This is a genomic window from Micromonospora sp. LOL_015, from assembly GCF_048060275.1.
Classification (GTDB): Bacteria; Actinomycetota; Actinomycetes; order Mycobacteriales; family Micromonosporaceae; genus Micromonospora_E.
This window is the reverse complement of sequence record NZ_JBHMIO010000025.1, coordinates 17,979-35,224: the sequence shown is the minus strand read 5'-3', so window position 1 is coordinate 35,224 and position 17,246 is coordinate 17,979. Positions and strand designations below refer to the sequence as shown.

Here is a 17,246-nt window from a genome sequence, read left to right as displayed (position 1 = left end):
TCTTGGATAACTGTCACGGGAGTGATGGGATGAGGCGATGAGCGAGGACCGGATCGTTGACGCCCTGACGGTGCTGACCGCCGGGCCGACCCCGTACGGGCAGGAGCTGGCCACCGCCGAGCGGCTGGCCGGCTGGGGCGCTGCCCGCCGACCGGAGCTGACCTGGCAGGTCGACCGGCTGCCGGCGACCACCGAGCTGCCGTGCAGCGCCAATCTCGTGGTCACCGCCGGCCACGGCGACGCGCCCGAGCTGCTGATCTGCTCCCACCTGGACACCTCGCTCACCGGCGACCCGGACTTCGACGAACCGGTGACCGGCTCGTCCGGTCCAGCTGGCGGACTACACCGTTCACTCGGGCCGGGCGGCGACACCCTGGTCGACGGTTTCGGCCTCGGGGTCGCCCGCGCCGCCGCAGCGACCGCGCTGGTCGGTTTCATCGCGGCCGCCGAGGCGCTACGGGCGGCCGACCGGCCGCACCGGCTGACCCTGCTGCTGGCCGCCGCCGGGACCCACCGGTACCACCTGTCGCACCAGCGCGGGGATGCCGGCGCCGTGACCCGGCAGCAGCCCGGCGGTGTCGCCCGGCACCTGGACCGGCATCCGCTGCCGGCTGCGGCGGTACTGGCCAAGACCAGCCCGCCGGGCGTGCTTACCGCCGAACCGGGCGCCCTCTACCTGCGGGTACGGCTGACCAGCCGGTTCCATCCGGTGCTGGCCCGCGAGCACGCGGTGCCGCCCGGCGGTCTGATCACTCATCTCGGCGTGGTGATCGAGGCACTGGAGGCCTTCCGGCGACGACACCTGGCTGCCCGGGCCGATCCGGCCGCTGCGGTCGGCGCCGAGGTCGGCATCGGTGCGGTACGCGCCGGCCAGCCGGCCAAGCCGGATCTGCTGCCGGGCCGGCTCGACGTGCACCTGTACCTGGTGACGGTGCCCGGTGACGATCCGGCACTGATCCGCGACGAGGTGCAGGCCGCCGTCACCGCCGCGACCGTCGGCACCCCGCTGGCCGAGTGCCTGGTCTCGGTGGACGGGCAGCTGGTTCACCCGGCTGCGGCGACGGCACCGGACGCGTCGATCGCCCGGCACGCGTACGACGCCTGGACGGCGGCGTACGGTGAACAGCCGCGTCCGGTCCTCGGCTGGACCGGTTCGACCGACGGGGTGGTGCTGCGCGGTCGGGGCGTGCCGACGGTACGGCTGGGACCGCCCGGCCGGGGTGCCGATCCCGCCGATCCCCGACGGGACCGGTACGCGCTGGCCGATCTGCGGACGTTCGCCGGCATTTATGCGGACATCGCGATACGGCACACCGGCACCATCGACAGCACAGGGTACCGTATGGCATGATGCTGTCTCACCTTCCGTACGCGTCCCGGCCGCCCGCACCTACCCCCGTCCGGTGCGCACGCCCCGCCGCTTCCGACCAGGAAGCCAGATAAGGAAGCCAGATGGCGGACGACAGCTCTCCCGCCGAGGTGAGCCCCCCGGTGCTCGCCGAGCCGAGCACCCCGGCGATCCAGACCGTGCAGCGCGCCGCGGTGATCCTCAACGCGTTCACCGCCGCCCGCCCCCGGTTGAGCCTCAACGAGCTCACCGCCAGCCTCGGCACCAGTAAAGCCACCGCGCACCGCTACACCAAGGCGCTGCGGGAGAGCAACCTGCTGCGCTACGACGAACGCGAGGGCCTCTACTCCCTCGGCCCGCAGATCCTCACCCTGTCCGCCGCCGCCCGCGCCGCCATGCCGGTCATCAGCATCGCCGGCCCGCACATGCAGCAGCTGGTCCGCGAGGTCGACGAGACCGTGGTGCTCAGCGTCTGGGACGGCGACACGGCGGTGGTGGTACGCGCCGACGACAACACCGACCGGGTGATCCGGGTCAGCGTCCGCACCGGATCCCGACTGTCGCGCACCGAGTCCGCCCAGGGTCGGGTGTTCTGCGCGTTCCTGCCGGCGGAGGACGTCCCCGGGCTGGCCGCCGACCTGGCGGCCTCGGCCGAGCTGCGCCATGAGGTCGACAAGATCCGCCGCACCGGCATCTCCGCCAACACGCCGTCGGTCAATGGGGTACGCAGCATCGCCGCGCCGATCTTCCGGGGCCATACACTGATCGCCGCGATGGCGATCGTCGGCACCACCACGTCGGTGCCGGAGGGCACCGACAGTCCGCTGGCCGCCGCCCTGCAACGCGCCGCCGCCGTGGTCACCGCCGAACTGGGCAGCGTCGCCGGCAACGGCCACCAGCAGCCGGGTGGCACCGGACGCAACGGCCACCACCCGGGCGGCAACGGACGGACCGGCCGGAGTTAACCGGCGATTGCCCCCAACGTCTCGGACAACTCCCCCGCGACCTGCCGCAGCTGGTCCACGGCTGCGGTCTGGGCCGCACCGGCCAGCGCCACGCTGGTGCCGAGCACCGCGAGCGCGGCGACGACCTGGGTGCGTTCGAACACCGGTGCGGCGATCACCCGTACCCCGAAATCCTCCGGTGAGTTGACCGCGACGCCGTCGCGGCGGACCTGCGCGACCACCTCCCGCAGCGCGGCGGACAGCCTCAGCTGCCGCGCCACCACCGGGTTCTCGGCGGGCGGCAGGTACGCGCAGAACACCCGACCCTGGGCCGAACGGGTCAGCTCCAACGGCGAGCCGGTACGCACGCTGAGCCGCACGTCGCCGCTGGTGTTGTCCAGGCACCGGACCACCGTCGGCGCCTCCCCGTTCCAGATGCTCAGCACCGAGGTCTGGTTGGTGTCGCGGGTCAGCCGATCGAGGTAGGGCTCGGCGACGGTGACGATCGGCAGCGCGGCGCGGGCCGCCGCCTCCATGGCCAGGATCTGCGGCCCCAACGTGTACGTGGCGGTGGCGACGTCGAACCGCAGCAGGTTCGCGGCGCGCAGCGCCCGTGCGTACCGGTGCGCGGTGGCCCGGCTGACCGCCAGGTCGGCGGTCAACTCGGCCAGGGTGAGCCGGGGCCGCTCCACGGTGAATGCCCGCAGGATCGTCGCGGCGCGCTGCACCGTCTGGATGGCCGGCCCATCGCCGGTCACCTCGCTCGCTGCACCCGCCGCCCGACCCGTGACCACCACGGCACCACTCTACCGAGCTCGACGTCACCGGCGGGATCAGCCGGCGGCGGTGATCTGTCGGCGCACCTCGGCGCTGTCCCAATAGTCGACCCGGCGGGCGATCAACCCGTCGGCGTCCACCCGGAAGCGGAACATGCCCCGGATGCTCACCGGCGCGCGGCCGGCCGATACCAGCCGGAACGACATCCGGTACGCCACCGCTGCCCGGTCGCCGTCAATCAGCAGATCCTCTACCTCGTAGTGCAGGTCGGCGAACTCGGCCAGGAATCCGTCCAGCCGGGCGCGGTAAGCGGCCCGGCCGGTGACGGTGCGGCCCAGCGCGGCGGTGTGCTCGTTGACGAACCCGGAACTGACGCAGCCGGCGACCGCGTCGGCGTCCCCGGCATTGAGCGCGGCCAGGTACCGCCGTACCGCGTCGTGGATGCGTCCGCCGGTCAGCTCCCCCACAGCCGCCGTACGGTGTCGAACACCTGCTGGTCGTGGGAGATCTCGATGACGTTGCCGTCCGGGTCCTTCAACGCGCAGATGTAGCCGACCGGCGGCGGCATCTGCCGCGGCTCCCAGTGCAGGCAGCCCATTTCACGGGCCCGTTCGGCGATCTCGTCGACGTCGGACCGGTTCGGCACCTCGATACCGATGTGCGCGAACGGGTGCAGCAGCCCCAACTGGCCGCCCTTGTCCTTGTTGAACGAGACCAGCACCAGCACGAACGGCGTCTCAACCTGCTTGTCGTTGGAGAGCCAGACGCTTTCGCCGTCGGCGTCGGCAAAGCGCTCCACCACCACCAGCGGGGTGAGCGAGGTATAGAACGAGATGGCCTTGTCGAGGTCGCCGGTGGGCAGTGCCACGTGCGTCCATCGGGCGTGGGTCAGGCCGGTCGCCACAGGAACCTCCAGTTGCCGAAATGTCTGTTGCAGCGCGTCTACCAGGCTATTCGGCACCGTAGCCGGGATCCATGTGCCGGGGACACAAACCCGGCGATCGGCCTTCGAGCCGCGTCAACGGTGCCAGCGTCGGTGGTCGGGTGCCAGGCTGGCGGCGGGAGGTTCTGATGCAGTACCGCAGACTTGGCGGCACCGGCGTCGAGGTGAGCACGCTCTGCCTCGGCGCGATGATGTTCGGTGCCTGGGGCAACACCGACGAGCAGGAGTGCCGGCGGATCGTCGGGGAGGCACTCGACGCCGGAATCAACGTCGTGGACACCGCCGACGTGTACGCGCACGGCGAATCCGAGCGGATCCTCGGCCGGGCGCTGCGTGGACGGCGCGATGACGTCGTGCTGGCCACCAAGTTCCACGAACCGATGGGGGACGACCGCAACCGGTGCGGCAACTCGCGGCGCTGGATCCGGCAGGCGGTCGAAGCCAGCCTGCGCCGGCTCGGCACCGACCGGATCGACCTCTACCAGGTGCACCGGCCCGACCCGGGCACCGACATCGACGAGACCCTCGGTGCGCTGTCCGACCTGGTCCGCGAGGGCAAGGTGCTGATGATCGGCTCCTCGGCGTTCCCCGCCGAGGAGATCGTCGAGGCGCAGTGGGTCGCCCAGCGACGGCAGCGGGAACGGTTCACCACCGAACAGCTGCCGTACTCGATCATGGCGCGGGGGGTGGAGGCCGGCGTGCTGCCGACCTGCCAGCGGCACCGACTCGGGGTGCTCGCCTTCAGCCCGCTCAACGGCGGCTGGCTGACCGGCAAGTACCGCTCCGCCGAGGTCCCCGCCGACTCACGGGCCGGACGCAACGCCGACCACTTCGACTTCCGTGACGCCGCAGCCCGGCAGCGCAAACTTGACGTGGTCGGCGAGTTGGAGAAGCTGGCCGCGCAGGCCGGGCTGACCCTGATCGAGCTGGCTCTCGGCTTCGTGCTGAGCCACCCGGCGGTGACCGGCGCCATCGTCGGCCCGCGCACCCTCCCGCAGCTACGCAGCCAGCTCGGCGCCGGGGAGCTGACCGGGCTGCCCGCCGCGGTGCTGGACCGCATCGACGAGCTGGTGCCGCCGGGGCACAACGTCAACCCCGCCGACGCCGGCTACCGGCCGCCGGCGCTCACCGACCCGGGGTTGCGCCGCCGGGACTGACCGACCGCCCGGCGGCGGGTCAGTCGGCGCGGATGAGCAGCAGCACCACCGTGACCAGGTAGACCACCGGGATGGCGATGCCCTCGAAGCCGACACCCCGGCGTTCGCGCATGATCAGGCCGGCGGCGAGGGTCACGGTGAGCAGCGTGGTCGATCCGGCGAGAAGCAGACCGGCAGAGGCCGCGTCGGCGTAGACCGACCCCGGCCGGTACGCCGTGTCGGCGAGGAAGATCATCAGTGAGTCGAAGGCGTTGCCGCCGAGGATGTTGCCGATCCCCAGGGTCAACGCCCCGATCCGGACCGCCGCGATCAGGGTGACCAGTTCCGGCAACGACGTGATCGCCGTGGTGACGGTGAACCCGACGAAACCGCTGGGCAGCCCGGTCGCCGCGATCACCCCCAGGCCACCCTGCCCGATCAGGTAGCCGGTGCCACCGACCACTGCGGCCAGCGCGGCCAGCCGCCACCACAGCCGGCGAGTGCTGGGCGCACCCTCGGCGTCGCCGTCGGGGTCGTCCGGTACGTCCTGCCGGGTGTCCGACGTCTGCTCGGCCCGCCACATCGGGTTCTGTCGCAGCCGGCGGATCAGGTGCAGCCCGTACAGGTAGAGGACCGGGATCAGCAAACTCGCCGGATGCACCCAACCGAGGGTCAGGCCGGGCGTGGCGTAGGCGACGACCGGCAGGCAGAGCAGCGCCACCAGCACCAGCGCCTGCATGATGTTCTCCAGCGAGGCGGCCGCGTGTTCGATGTTCGACCGCCGGTAGAGCAGGTCGGCGATGGCCAGCCAGACCGTCTGTACGGCGATGCCACCGATCGGGTTGGCGATGGCGAACTGGGCGTCGCCCTGCCATGCGCCGATCGCGGTGGTGGCGATGCCGGGTAGCGAGGTGACCGCGCCGAGCAGCAGCGCTCCGGCGACGGCCTCGCCCATCCCGGTCCGGTCGGCGAGGGTGTCGGCGGTCGCCGCCAGCGACTTGCCGGCGAAGACGATCACGAGCAGGGCGACCGCGAGCGCCGCGATGCTCGGCGCCAGCGGCCAGGCCGAGCCGGTCACCGTCGCTCGCCGTCGCCTCGTGACGGATGGCCCGGTGACGGTGGGCACGACCGAGCCGTCTTCGTCCGTTCACGTCCCATGACCGCCCCCGTTACCCGATCACCGCCGCGGCGAATCATTCGCCCGTGATCCGGTCGACGGGGTAGCCCGGGGCGTCGCGGGTATTTGAGCAGGATGTTACTCGACAATCCAGATGACCTGTGGCGAGTCACCGCTGTCGGTGTCCTGACCTACGTCCTTCTCGTCGGCGTACTCAGAGCGTCCGGCAAACGGACCCTGGCGAAGCTGAACGCCTTCGACCTGGTCGTCACGGTCGCGCTCGGCTCCACTCTGGCGACCATCCTGCTCTCCGGCGACGTCTCGTTCGCCGAAGGCGCGGCGGCGTTGATCCTGTTGGTGGCTCTCCAGTTCGCCGCGAGCTGGCTGTCCGTACGGTGGGCTCCGCTCCGGTCCGCGCTGAAGTCCACCCCGACGCTGCTGCTCCACGATGGAGAACTGCTCACCGCGTCGATGCGCCGCCAACGGGTCACCGACAACGAGATCTGGCAGGCGGTCCGGGCACAGGGCGTCGGCGACATCGCCCAGGTGGCCGCCGTGGTGCTGGAGACCGACGGTTCGTTCAGCGTGATCACCCGTCGGCAGATGGGCGACGGTACCGCGTTGGAAGATGTCACGTGCGGAGCGACGCGCTGAGCCGGGCCAGCGACACCGGGACGCCGGTAGTCAGGTCGCCCGACTAGGTGGTGCCGCGCTGGAATGGTTTGGCCAGCGCTCTCGGTTCCCGGTGCTGGGTGGCGAACACCAGCATGGCCAGCAGCGCCAACAGGTACGGCGCGGCGATGAGGAGCTGCGAGTTGATGGTCACCCCGAGTGCCGGCAGCGCCAGCCGCATCGCGTCGGCGAGGCCGAACACCGCGCAGCCGACCATGGTCCGGCCGAGCCGCCAGGCGCCGAAGATCACTGCGGCGATCACCAGATAACCACGGCCGGCGGTCATGTTCTGGTTGAACGAGCCGACCTCGCCGACCGCCAGGTATGCACCGCCGAGCCCGGCGAGCAGGCCGCAGAACAGCAGCGCCTGCCGGCGCCGGTGGTTGACCCGGATTCCGCTGACGTCGGCGGCCTGTGGGTTCTCCCCGACCGCCCGCAGCTCCAGGCCCCACCGGCTGCGTTCCACCAGCCACCAGGTGAGTGGGACCGCGATCAGCAGCAGGTACGCCGGCCAACGCTGTACGAACAGCATCGGTCCGATGATCGGGATGTCGCGCAGCACCGGGATGTCCACCCGCCACACCTGATGCCCGGTGAAGCTACTGATGGTGATCAGGTAGCTGGTCAGGCCGAGCACCAGCGCGTTGAGCACCAGACCGACGACGAACGTGTTGATCTGGGCCCGGTGCGACAGGTTGGCGTGCAGCACGGCGACCAGCACGCCGACCAGTGCGCCGGCGGCCAGCCCGACGGTGGCGCTGCCGGTGGCGCTGGCGACCGCGACCGAGCCGAACGCCGCGCCGAGCATCATGCCCTCGACCGAGATGTTCAGCGTGCCGGCGCGCTGCGCCACGTACTCGCCGCAGGCGGCGAAGGCCAACGGGATGGTCAGCCGCGCCCCACTGGACAGAATGGTGGCAATGTTGTCGGCGGCGCTCATGCCGGCCTGCCTTCCATGGTGGTCTTCTCGTTTCCAGCCGATCCGCTACCGGTTGACCCACTACCGGCCGCCTCCGGCACGTCGATCGCCGGCACCTCGGCACCCGGTGGTGCCGGCTCCCCTGTCGACGGGGTTGGGGTCGGCAGGCCACCGGTCGGCGGCGGGGTGCCGGCCGGCTCACCGCCGGCCCGCCGCCGGCGCAGCAGGGCGATCACCGCCGGTGGCGCCACGAACGCCAGCACCAGCAGCGCTTTGACCACGTCGACCAGAAACGACGGCACGCCGGTGGCGGCCAGAAAACTGGAACCGGCGCGTAACACGCCGAACAGCACCGCCACCGGGATGGCCAGCAGCGGATTGTTCCGGCCGACCAGGGCGACCAGCAGGCCATCCCAGCCGAGGTTCAACGACATCCCCGGCTGCAGCCGGTGGCTGCCGATCGGGCTGGTCAGCAGCAGCGCGCCGGCCAGGCCAGCGAAGGCTCCCGAGATGGCCAGCGCCATCCCACCGAGGGCGCCGACCCGGACCCCGGCGTGCTGGGCGGTGACCGGGTTGAGCCCGAGCATCTTGAGCCGGAACCCCCACCGGGTCCGGGTCATCGCCAGGCTGATCGCCACCGCGATCAGGACGGCCAGGATCAGCCCTCCGTTGACCTGCAGGTTCGGGTACTCACCGAGGGAGACGAGCCGGGCGTTCTCCGGCAGCGGGTTGGACTGCGGCGAGACCACCCCGGTGCCCAGCCGGGACTCCTGCAGCAGCCACGGGGTGTTGACCGCGAACGCCACCAGCTGCTGGGCCAGGAAGGTCATCAGCAGCGTGCTGACCACCACGTTGACCCCTCGGAAGCGGTACATCAGCGCGCTCAGTCCGGCCCAGCCGCCAGCGGCGAGCAGGGCCGCGAGCAGCACGACGACCAGTAGCAGCGGCCCGGGCAGGGCGAGTCGCAGGCCGACCCAGGCACCGGCCAGCGCCCCGATCAGCACCTGGCCCTCCTGGCCGATGTTGAAGAAGCCGGACCGGGCGCTCACGCACGCGCCGACCGCGACCAGCAGCAGCGGCGCGACGTAGAGCAGCGAGTTGCTCCAGGCTCGCGGGCTGGCCATGCTGCCCTGGTACAGCGCTTGCACCGAGGCGCTCGGCGAGCCGCCGGTGACCGCGATCAGCAACGCGGACAGGCCGAGGGCGACGGCGACCGTGACCACCGTCGCCGCGGTGACCTGCCAGCCGCCGGGGCCGGGGGTGAGCCGGGCCAGCAGCCGCCGGCCGGCCGGGTCCGCACCGGTCAAGGTGGCCATCAGTGGCTCACCCCGCCGACCAGCATCCCGAGGCGTTCCGCGGTGGCCTCGGCGGGATCGAGCACGCCGACGATCCGGCCCGAGGAGATCACCGCCACCCGGTCGGACAGGGCCATCACCTCTTCGAGCTCGGTGGAGATCAGCAAAACCGCCACCCCTTCCGCGGCGGCCTGCCGCAGCCGCAGGTACATGTCTTCGATCGCGCCGACATCCAGCCCGTGGGTGGGCTGGGCGGCGATCAGCACCCTGGGTCCGGCGGACAGCTCCCGGGCCAGCACCACCCGCTGCTGGTTGCCGCCGGAGAGGCTGCGTACCGGGGTGTCCGGGGACGGGGCGATGATGTTGAACTCGGTCATCCGTTGCCGGGCGATCTGCTGGATCCGCCGCCGGCTGAGCACCCCGCCGGTGCCGGAGACCCCGGCCAGCGACTTCATCACCAGGTTCTCGGCGATGGTCATGTCCAGCACCACGCCGGAGCGGTGCCGGTCCTCGGGCACGATGCCGAGTCCGGCGGTGTGCAGCGCGCCAGCCCGGTCGAGGTCGACCGGCTCGCCGCCGATCTCGACCGTTCCGGAGTCGGGCACCAGCAGCCCGGAGAGCAAATCACCGAGGGTGGCCTGGCCGTTGCCTTCGACGCCGTACAGGCCGACGATCTCCCCCGGTGCAACATCGAGATCAAGTTTGTCGAGGATCCGCAGCTCACCGAGGAGCACGGTGAGCTCGCGCAGCCGCAGCGCCGGCGGGGTGCCGGCAGCCGGCTGATCGGGCGGTACCGCAGCCGGCGGCTCCACCGGCTGGTCGCCGGAGCGTTCGACCGGCAACATGCCCAGCGCGGCGCTCTCTGCCCGCAGCGACACCTCCCGGCCGACCATCTGCCGGGCCAGCAGTTGCGGGGTGGTCTGTGCGGTCGGCCCGTGGAAGACCACCGCGCCCCGGCGCAGCACGGTGACCTGGTCGGTGGCCGCGATGATCTCGGCCAGCTTGTGGCTGATCAGGATGACCGCCCGGTTCTCCGCCTGCACCACCCGGCGCAGCACGGTGAACAGTTCGGCCGACTCGGCCTGGGTGAGCACTGAGGTCGGTTCGTCGAGGATCAGCACCGACGGGTCGCGGCGCAGGCACTTGATCAGCTCTACCCGTTGCCGCTCTCCGGCGGACAGCCGGTCCACCCGCGCCATCGGGTCGATAGGCAGACCGTACCGCTCGGCGACCTGCCCGACCTGGGCGCAGGCCGCGCCCTTGTCGACCCGGCCGCTGTCGCCCATGATGACGTTCTCCCAGACGGTGAGCGGGTCGATCAGGCTGAAGTGCTGGTGCACCATGCCCAGCCCCAGATCGGCCGCCCGCTGCGGGGTGTCGATCTCCACCGGCTCGCCGTCGCGCAGGATGCTGCCGGCGTCCCGGTGCACCAGCCCGAGCAGAATCTTCATCAGGGTCGACTTGCCGGCCCCGTTCTCGCCGAGGAGGCCGTGGATCTCGCCGGGTCGTACGGCAAGATCCACGGCGTCGCAGGCGACGACCGGACCGTAGCGCTTGCTCACTCCGCGCAGGGTGAGCGCCGGCGCCGTATGGCCGTCGGTGTGCACAGTCCGTTCCACCTCGCTAGTCGGGTCAGGCAGGGGATTCCGAGTGCGGGGCGGTGGCGGGTCAGCCGCCGAGCCGCTCCACCTCGGCGGCGGTGTCGATGTTGCCCTCAGCCACGTCGGTGACGAAGGCTTCCATCCGCTCGGTCTGCTCTGCCGTCGGGTCGCAGATCTTGATCGCCGGGTACGGGTCGACGCCGATCTGCCACACCTTGGTGGTGCCCATCTCCAGCTCGCCCTCGGCGAACAGGGTCAGCGCGGCGGCGAAGTAGGCACCTGGGTCGAAGATTACCGAGATGTCGAACTCCGGCTCGGTCGAGTCGCACCGGTCGGTACCCGGGGTGAGGGTGAGCGCGCCGCCCTCGTTGGCCAACTCGGCTGCGGCGTCGGTGGCCCCGCCGAGGTACGGGTAGACCACACTGACGCCCTGGTCGATCTGCGCCTGCACAGCTTCCCGGGCCTTGGCGGAGTCGTTGAAGTCACCGGTGTAGGTGATGACGAGGTCGGCGTCGGGAACGACCATCCGGATGCCGGCCTTGAAGGCCCGGGCGGCGTTGATCGCGAAGTCGACCTCCAAGCCGGTGACGAAGCCGGCCTTGGTGTCGCCGTTCTCCTCCATCAGCAGACCGGTGGCGTACCCCGCAGCGAGCATGCTCTGGTTCGGGTCGTCGCTGGAGATGACGATCTCCGGGGTCTGCGGAATGTTCTCCGACGACGGCACGTACCAGGCAACGTTCTCGCAGGCCGGCTCCTCGGAGGCAGGGATGGCGTCCTTGAGCTCGGAGGCGCCCAGCGCCACCATGTCGACGCCCTGCTGGCACAGCGCCCGGGCCGAACTGAGCGCCTCGGTCGGCGGCACCGAACCCCGCTTGATGACCTCCCAGCCCTGCTCGTTGGCGAACCGCTCGGCTTCGGCGACAAAGCTCTCGTAGTAGCCGTTGTCATTGATGTCACCGGGGCTGAGCACCCCGATCAGCACCTTGCCGTCGCCGTTGACGTCCGGCTGGCCGGCGATGACGGTGCCGCCGCCCTCGGAGCCGGCGGGATCCGGCGCGGTGGCGTCGTTGTCGGCGCAGCCGACCAGGGCGAGACTGACGGCGCCGGCGAGCAGCGCCGCCGCACCCTTTCCGATCCTTATTGTCACAGCTGTTCCTTTCACCTTGAAGGCGTCGCGCCGGCCGGTCCGGTCCGGTGCGCGCGGTACTCGGTCGCCGGCACGGCAGGCCAGCGATGCGGGATGTCGATGCCGGCCCGGCGGAGCAGGTCCGCGCCGCGCGACGCGACCTCGGCCCGCAGGGCGTCGACGTCGACGGTGGTGATCCGTCGGTCCCGGACCACCGACCGGCCGTCGACCAGTACGTCCCGCACGGTGTGGCTGGCCGCGCCCCAGACGAGCTGGGTGGCCAGGTCCCCGCGCGGGGTCCACGCGATGGTGCGGGTGTCCAGTACGACCAGGTCGGCGGCCTTGCCGACCTCGATCGAACCGGTCAACCGCCCCAGCCCGACGGCGTCGGCGCCGTCAACGGTGGCCAGGGCGAAGATCTCGTCGGCGGGCAGCGGCTCGGCCGCGCCGCGGTCACGGTCCAGCCCGGCGAACAGCCGGGCGGCCCGCCACACGTCCGGGGTGTCGCCAGCGTTGTGCGAGTCGCAGCCCAACGCCAGCCGACCGCCGGCCCGCCGCAGCTCGGTGTGCCGGCCCGCCCGGGTGAAGCCCTGGCCGAGTCGCAGGTAGGCACCGGGGCACGAGGCGACGGCGGCACCGCTGCCGGCGAGAACGTCGAGTTCGTCGTCGTCGAGCCAGACGGCGTGCCCGAGCAGCAGACGGGGGCCGAGCACGCCGAGGTCGCGCAGGTGCAGCACCGGGCGGGGGCGGCCAGCGACGGCGTACCCGGCCGGGTCCTCGGCGCTGGGCGACAGATGCCAGGTCATCGGCACGTCGAGCCGCTCGGCCAGCTCTGCGGCACCGGTGAACAGTTCGTCGCTGACCAGGTCGTGGCCGACCAGGGTGACCCAGCCGGTGACCAGCCGGTCGCCGGCCAGCGCGGTGACCGTCTCGGCCTGCGCGGCGAGGGTGTCGGCGGCCGGCATCGAGTACGGGGCGTCGGCGGTGTCCCAGCCCCAGCGGCCGACCCGGCCCCGGATGCCGGCGGCGCGCAGCCCGGCGGCGACCCGCAGCGGATGCGCCACGGTGCCCGGTTCGAGCAGGGTGGTGACGCCGTAGCTGAGCGCCTCGACGGCAGTGAGGGTGGCCGAGAGTTCGTCGTCGTCGCCGGTGACGGCGGCGTGCAGCGGCACGATCCAGTCGAAGATCGCCTGCTGGGCGGGGACGTCGTCGGGGATGCCGCTGCGGATCAGCGGGTCGGCGGTGGTGTGCTGGTGGGCGTTGACCAGGCCGGGGACGACCAGGCAGCCGGCCGCGTCGAGCTCCGGGGTCTGCGGGTACGCGACCCGCAGCGCGCCGGTCGGGCCGATGTCGGCGATCCGGCCGTCGACCACCGCGATCGCGCCGCCGGTGACCACCTCCCGGCCGGGGGCCATGGTGACGATGTCAGCGTCGACGACAAGTAGGTCTGCGGGGGCGGCGGTGCCGGTTTCAAAGGCGGCGGTCGGGGCCGCAGGCGTGGGCGCGGTCATGGCCGAATCAGGATCTTGCCGACGAGGTCACCGGACTCCAACCGGGCGTACGCCGCAGGTAGATCTGCGAGCGGGTACTCGGTGCCCCGGACCACCCGCAGCCCGCCCGTGAAGTAGGCGTCGAGCATCGCGGCGAAGTCGGCTGGTGCGTACGCGCCGGCGCCGAGCAGGCGCAGGCCCTGGTGGTAGACCTGGGCCAGCGACAGGCTGACCTGGTCGCCACTGGTGTTGCCGAGCAGCACCAGCCGGCCGCCGGTACGCAGGCTGGCCAGGGAACTCTCCCAGGTGGCCGCCCCGACGTGGTCCAGCACCAGGTCGGCGCCGTGCCCGCCGGTGTGTTCCCGAACCCCGGCGGCAGTCAGGTCGTTCAGGTCGAGCACCACATCGGCGCCGAACGATACGGCGGCTGCCCGTTTGGCCTCACTGCGGGCCACCGCGATCACCCAGGCACCGCTGGCACGGGCGAGTTGGATGGCGGCGATGCTGACCGCGCTGGTGGCCGCCTGGATCACGACGGATTCGCCGCGGCGCAGGGCGCCGACCCGGTGCAGGGCGTGCCAGGCGACGCTCCAGGCGGTGGGCAGTGCGGCGGCGTCGGCCAGGTCGACGTGGTCGGGCACCCGGTGGGCGACGGCGGCCGGTACGGCGACGTACTCGGCGAAGCCGCCGGGGCGGTTGCCGCCGACGACGCGCAGCGTACGGCAGTAGCCGGGGTTGCCGCCGACGCAGGCGGGGCAGTGCCCGCAGCCGATGGTGGGGTCGAGCACGACCCGGTCGCCGGTACGCAGCGTGCCGACCTCGGTGCCGACGGCGACCACCTGTCCGGCGACGTCCATGCCGGCGACGTGCGGCAGCGTGAAGCCGGGCAGCAGACCGGGCCCGCGCAGCTGGAGCAGGTCGAGACGGTTCAGCGCGGCGGCGCGGACGGCGACGACGACGTCGGCCGGGCCGGGCTCGGGGTCCGGCAGGGCGCGCGGCCGCACGACTTCGGGGCCACCGAAGTCGGTCTGAACCATCGCTCGCACACTGACCTCCACCGGTCTACCAAACAATATGCCGTCTTGCATTGTGATTCGTGCTGCTTAGCGACGTACTCTGCCTGCGCTCCGGCGGCCTGTCAACGCCTCGACCGAAACTGGCTCAGCTACGTAACGTGCCTGTGATCCAGGCCGGCGCAACCGGGCGGAAGTCGCCATCGACCTGCGGTTACCCGCCATCAGCGATGGCGATCAGCAGCTCCCGCGCGACCAGCGCGGTACGCAGCACCGCAGCGGTCGACGGATGCAACGGGTCCACCCCCAGCAGCCGCTTGATCAGACCCACCCGGTAGCCGACGGAGTTACGGTGCAAATGTAGTTGTTCACTCACAGCTTGCCTGCTTCCCCCGGTTGCCAACCAGTGGTCCAGGGTGCGGAGCAGGTCGTCCCGCTGCGCGATCGGCCCCAGGTGCAGGTCCACGTACCAGCGCAGCCGGTCCTGCGGCACGGCCAGCAGCAGTTGCGCCAGACCGGCCCGCTCGAACGGCAGCTCAGTCAGCTCTGCCGCCGGGCTGCGGTGCAGCAGCAGCCGCAGCAACAGCCGGGCGTCCCGGAACGAGTCCGGGGTCGCGGCGGGGCCGGTCACCGACCGGCCGCCGGCCACCCGGACCTGACCGGCACCGACAATCTGTTCCAACCGGCTGCGCAGCCGAGCCACCTCCCGCTCGGCGTCGCCCTGCAGCAGGGTCCAGCCCAGCCGCCCGTCGGCCAGCACCGGCCGGTCCAGCCAGGTCAACGCCGACGCCCACCGGCGGCGCTGAGCGCCGGTGTAGCCGAGCGCCACCGCCGCGTGTGGCTGGTCCAGCCGCCACCGGTACGCCGCTGCGGCCCGCACCAGGTTCGCCTGGCCGGCCGGGGACCGGTCACCCGTACCGTCCCGCAGCGCCCGCAGCAGCCCGTCGGCCCCCACCGGCGCCGGCGACTGCGGCGGCTCCCGGCGTACCGCCTCGATGAGCAACGCGGTGACCGCGGCCCGGGCGTAGTCGAGCTGGCCGGTCCCGACCGGCTCGGCCAGCAGCAGGGCGCCCAGCCGGCGGCCGCCGGATCCGACCGGCACCGACCGGCCGAGCCAGCCGTCGGCACACCGCACCCGGTCGCCACGCAGCGCCTCCGGGTCGACGACGGCGCTGCCGCTGGCGCTGCCGCTGGCGGCCAGCAGTTCGCCGGTCTCGGCAACCAACCGGCAGTCACGGCCGGTGGCCTCGGCCAGCCGGGCCAGCAGCACCGGCCAGCCGGCACCGCCGAACGCGAGGTCGGTCAGCCACTGGGCGAACTGGGCCGGCGTCGGTTCGGCGGCGACGGCCAGCCGGGGCCGGGCCGGCACCGGAAGGTCGGCCGCCCCGGTCACGTCGACGTTCGATCGAGCAGCCGGACCGCGACGGCCTTCTCCTGGGTGTATTCGCGCAGCGCCGCATACCCGCCGCCGCGGCTGAACCCGCTCTCCTTCTGCATGTTGAACGGGAACCCGATCACCCCGACATCGTGGAACTGGTTGACCGCCACCTGGCCGCTGCGGGCCTGGCCGGCCACCCGCAACGCCCGGGACACGTCGGAGGTCCAGACGCAGGTGAGCAGGCCGAAGTCGGTGCCGTTCATGATCGACACCGCTTCCTCGGTGGTCCGGAACCCCTGCACGGCCAGGACCGGGCCGAAGATCTCCTCGCGGGCCAACCGCATCGTCTCGTTGACGCCGTCGAACACGGTCGGGGCCACGTACCAGCCGTCGCCGAACGCGGCCGTGGCCGACTCCCCGCCGGTGACCAGCCGCGCCCCGGCGCCCGGCGCCTCGGCCAGGAACCCCCGGACCCGTTCGTACTGGGCCTGGCTGACCAGCGGACCCATGTCCAGGTCCTGCTCCCACGACCCGACCCGGATCTCGGCCATCGCGGCGGCCACCCGCTCGACCACCTCCGCCCGGACCGACTCCTCGACCACCAGCCGGGAGCCGGCATAGCAGTTCTGGCCGGCGTTCTCGGTGATCGAGGCGACGATCGCCGGGACGGCGGTGTCCAGGTCCGCATCGGCGAAGACCACGTTCGGCGATTTGCCGCCGAGTTCGAGCTTCACCGGGACCAGGTGCTCGGCGGCGGCCCGCATCACCGCCCGGCCGGTGCCGGTCGAACCGACGAAACTGATGTGGTCGACGTCCGGATGGCCGGTCAGCGCCACGCCGGCCTCCGGGCCGAGCCCGGTCACCACGTTGAGCACCCCGGGCGGCAGCCCGGCCCGCCGGGCCAGCTCGGCCAGGGCGAACGGGGCGAGCGGGGCGATCTCGGACGGCTTGAGCACCACGGTGTTGCCGGCGGCCAGCGCCGGGGCGACGTTCGCGGCGGTGAGCACGGCCGGCACGTTCCACGGGATCACCACCGCGCAGACGCCGTACGGCTCCGGGCGGGTGTAACCGAAGTAGTCAGGGGTACGGGTGGGCAGGGTGACCCCGGTCAGCTTGTCGGCCGCGCCGGCGAAGTAGTCGACGATGCCCTGCGCGATGTAGATGTTGAGCCGCCCGCCAGAACGGGGTTTGCCCACGTCACGGGCCTCATGGGCGGCGAGCTCCTCGACGTGGGCGGCGATCAGGTCGGCCCACCGGCGCAGCGCGGCGCCGCGTTCGCTCGGCGAGGTCGCGGCCCAGCCGGGGGCGGCCCGACGGGCGGCGGCGACGGCGCGGTCCACGTCGCCGGCGCGGGCCCGGGCGACCGGCTGGATGCTCTGCCGGGTCGCCGGGTCGAGCACCGGAAGTTCGCCACCGTCGGCGGCCGCCTCCCAGGCACCGTCGATCAGCTGGCGGGCAGCGGGAATGTCCAGGTCAGCCATGGTGGA

At 72.2% G+C, this 17,246-nt stretch carries 16 protein-coding genes; 4 read left to right on the top strand and 12 right to left on the bottom strand.

What is annotated here, in order from left to right:
• The first annotated feature begins 37 nt into the window (after positions 1-37).
• Positions 38-1,351 (top strand): hypothetical protein, encoded by a 1,314-nt coding sequence (locus ACFHWU_RS19615; protein ID WP_416552587.1) that lies wholly within the window; start codon positions 38-40, stop codon positions 1,349-1,351.
• 101 nt (positions 1,352-1,452) lie between these two features.
• Positions 1,453-2,313, top strand: coding sequence for an IclR family transcriptional regulator (locus tag ACFHWU_RS19610; RefSeq protein ID WP_416552585.1), 861 nt, complete (start codon positions 1,453-1,455; stop codon positions 2,311-2,313).
• Here the strand turns inward: ACFHWU_RS19610 and ACFHWU_RS19605 are convergent.
• From ACFHWU_RS19605 to ACFHWU_RS19595, 3 genes are read right to left on the bottom strand one after another with little or no spacing between them, the layout of a single operon-like run.
• Positions 2,310-3,089 carry an IclR family transcriptional regulator gene (locus ACFHWU_RS19605; RefSeq protein ID WP_416552583.1) on the bottom strand — a complete coding sequence of 260 codons (780 nt, stop codon included), beginning with the start codon at positions 3,087-3,089 and terminating at the stop codon, positions 2,310-2,312. The genes ACFHWU_RS19610 and ACFHWU_RS19605 overlap by 4 nt on opposite strands.
• Positions 3,090-3,125: 36 nt before the next feature.
• A complete protein-coding gene (locus ACFHWU_RS19600; protein WP_416591214.1) occupies positions 3,126-3,536 on the bottom strand; it encodes an ester cyclase in 411 nt (136 codons plus the stop codon).
• Positions 3,524-3,973: a VOC family protein gene (locus ACFHWU_RS19595; RefSeq protein WP_278170800.1), complete on the bottom strand. Its 450-nt coding sequence runs from the start codon at positions 3,971-3,973 to the stop codon at positions 3,524-3,526. Before ACFHWU_RS19595 ends, ACFHWU_RS19600 begins: the two co-directional genes overlap by 13 nt.
• 167 nt (positions 3,974-4,140) lie before the next feature.
• Here ACFHWU_RS19595 and ACFHWU_RS19590 point away from each other — a divergent pair, with 167 nt between their 5' ends.
• Entirely contained in the window at positions 4,141-5,169 is a 1,029-nt protein-coding gene (locus ACFHWU_RS19590) for an aldo/keto reductase (RefSeq protein ID WP_416552579.1), read from the top strand.
• Between the two features lie 19 nt (positions 5,170-5,188).
• Here the strand turns inward: ACFHWU_RS19590 and ACFHWU_RS19585 are convergent, their stop codons facing one another.
• The gene (locus ACFHWU_RS19585; protein ID WP_416552577.1) at positions 5,189-6,226 is read right to left on the bottom strand and encodes a sodium:calcium antiporter; all 1,038 of its coding nucleotides are present in this window, start codon (positions 6,224-6,226) and stop codon (positions 5,189-5,191) included.
• 174 nt (positions 6,227-6,400) lie between these two features.
• Between ACFHWU_RS19585 and ACFHWU_RS19580 the strand changes: the two genes are divergently transcribed.
• Positions 6,401-6,919 (top strand): DUF421 domain-containing protein, encoded by a 519-nt coding sequence (locus ACFHWU_RS19580; protein WP_416552762.1) that lies wholly within the window; start codon positions 6,401-6,403, stop codon positions 6,917-6,919.
• 43 nt (positions 6,920-6,962) lie between these two features.
• On the opposite strand, the gene ACFHWU_RS19575 is transcribed toward ACFHWU_RS19580, so the two are convergent.
• The 8 genes from ACFHWU_RS19575 to ACFHWU_RS19540 all read right to left on the bottom strand — a co-directional run bounded on the left by ACFHWU_RS19575 (position 6,963) and on the right by ACFHWU_RS19540 (position 17,240).
• Positions 6,963-7,877 (bottom strand): ABC transporter permease, encoded by a 915-nt coding sequence (locus ACFHWU_RS19575; RefSeq protein WP_416552575.1) that lies wholly within the window; start codon positions 7,875-7,877, stop codon positions 6,963-6,965.
• Positions 7,874-9,172 (bottom strand): ABC transporter permease, encoded by a 1,299-nt coding sequence (locus ACFHWU_RS19570; protein WP_416591213.1) that lies wholly within the window; start codon positions 9,170-9,172, stop codon positions 7,874-7,876. Before ACFHWU_RS19570 ends, ACFHWU_RS19575 begins: the two co-directional genes overlap by 4 nt.
• Positions 9,172-10,770, bottom strand: a complete 1,599-nt coding sequence (locus ACFHWU_RS19565) for an ABC transporter ATP-binding protein (RefSeq protein ID WP_416552571.1) — start codon at positions 10,768-10,770, stop codon at positions 9,172-9,174. The genes ACFHWU_RS19570 and ACFHWU_RS19565 overlap by 1 nt, the downstream gene beginning before the upstream one ends.
• Before the next feature lie 49 nt (positions 10,771-10,819).
• Positions 10,820-11,899 (bottom strand): BMP family ABC transporter substrate-binding protein, encoded by a 1,080-nt coding sequence (locus tag ACFHWU_RS19560; RefSeq protein WP_416552569.1) that lies wholly within the window; start codon positions 11,897-11,899, stop codon positions 10,820-10,822.
• A gap of 11 nt (positions 11,900-11,910) precedes the next feature.
• Complete coding sequence (locus ACFHWU_RS19555; protein WP_416552567.1) at positions 11,911-13,389, bottom strand: amidohydrolase family protein; 1,479 nt, start codon at positions 13,387-13,389, stop codon at positions 11,911-11,913.
• Positions 13,386-14,405, bottom strand: a complete 1,020-nt coding sequence (locus ACFHWU_RS19550) for a zinc-binding dehydrogenase (RefSeq protein WP_416567887.1) — start codon at positions 14,403-14,405, stop codon at positions 13,386-13,388. The genes ACFHWU_RS19555 and ACFHWU_RS19550 overlap by 4 nt, the downstream gene beginning before the upstream one ends.
• Positions 14,406-14,595: 190 nt before the next feature.
• The gene (locus ACFHWU_RS19545) at positions 14,596-15,774 is read right to left on the bottom strand and encodes a PucR family transcriptional regulator (RefSeq protein WP_416552563.1); all 1,179 of its coding nucleotides are present in this window, start codon (positions 15,772-15,774) and stop codon (positions 14,596-14,598) included.
• Entirely contained in the window at positions 15,771-17,240 is a 1,470-nt protein-coding gene (locus ACFHWU_RS19540; RefSeq protein ID WP_416591212.1) for an aldehyde dehydrogenase family protein, read from the bottom strand. Before ACFHWU_RS19540 ends, ACFHWU_RS19545 begins: the two co-directional genes overlap by 4 nt.
• Positions 17,241-17,246 lie beyond the last annotated feature (6 nt).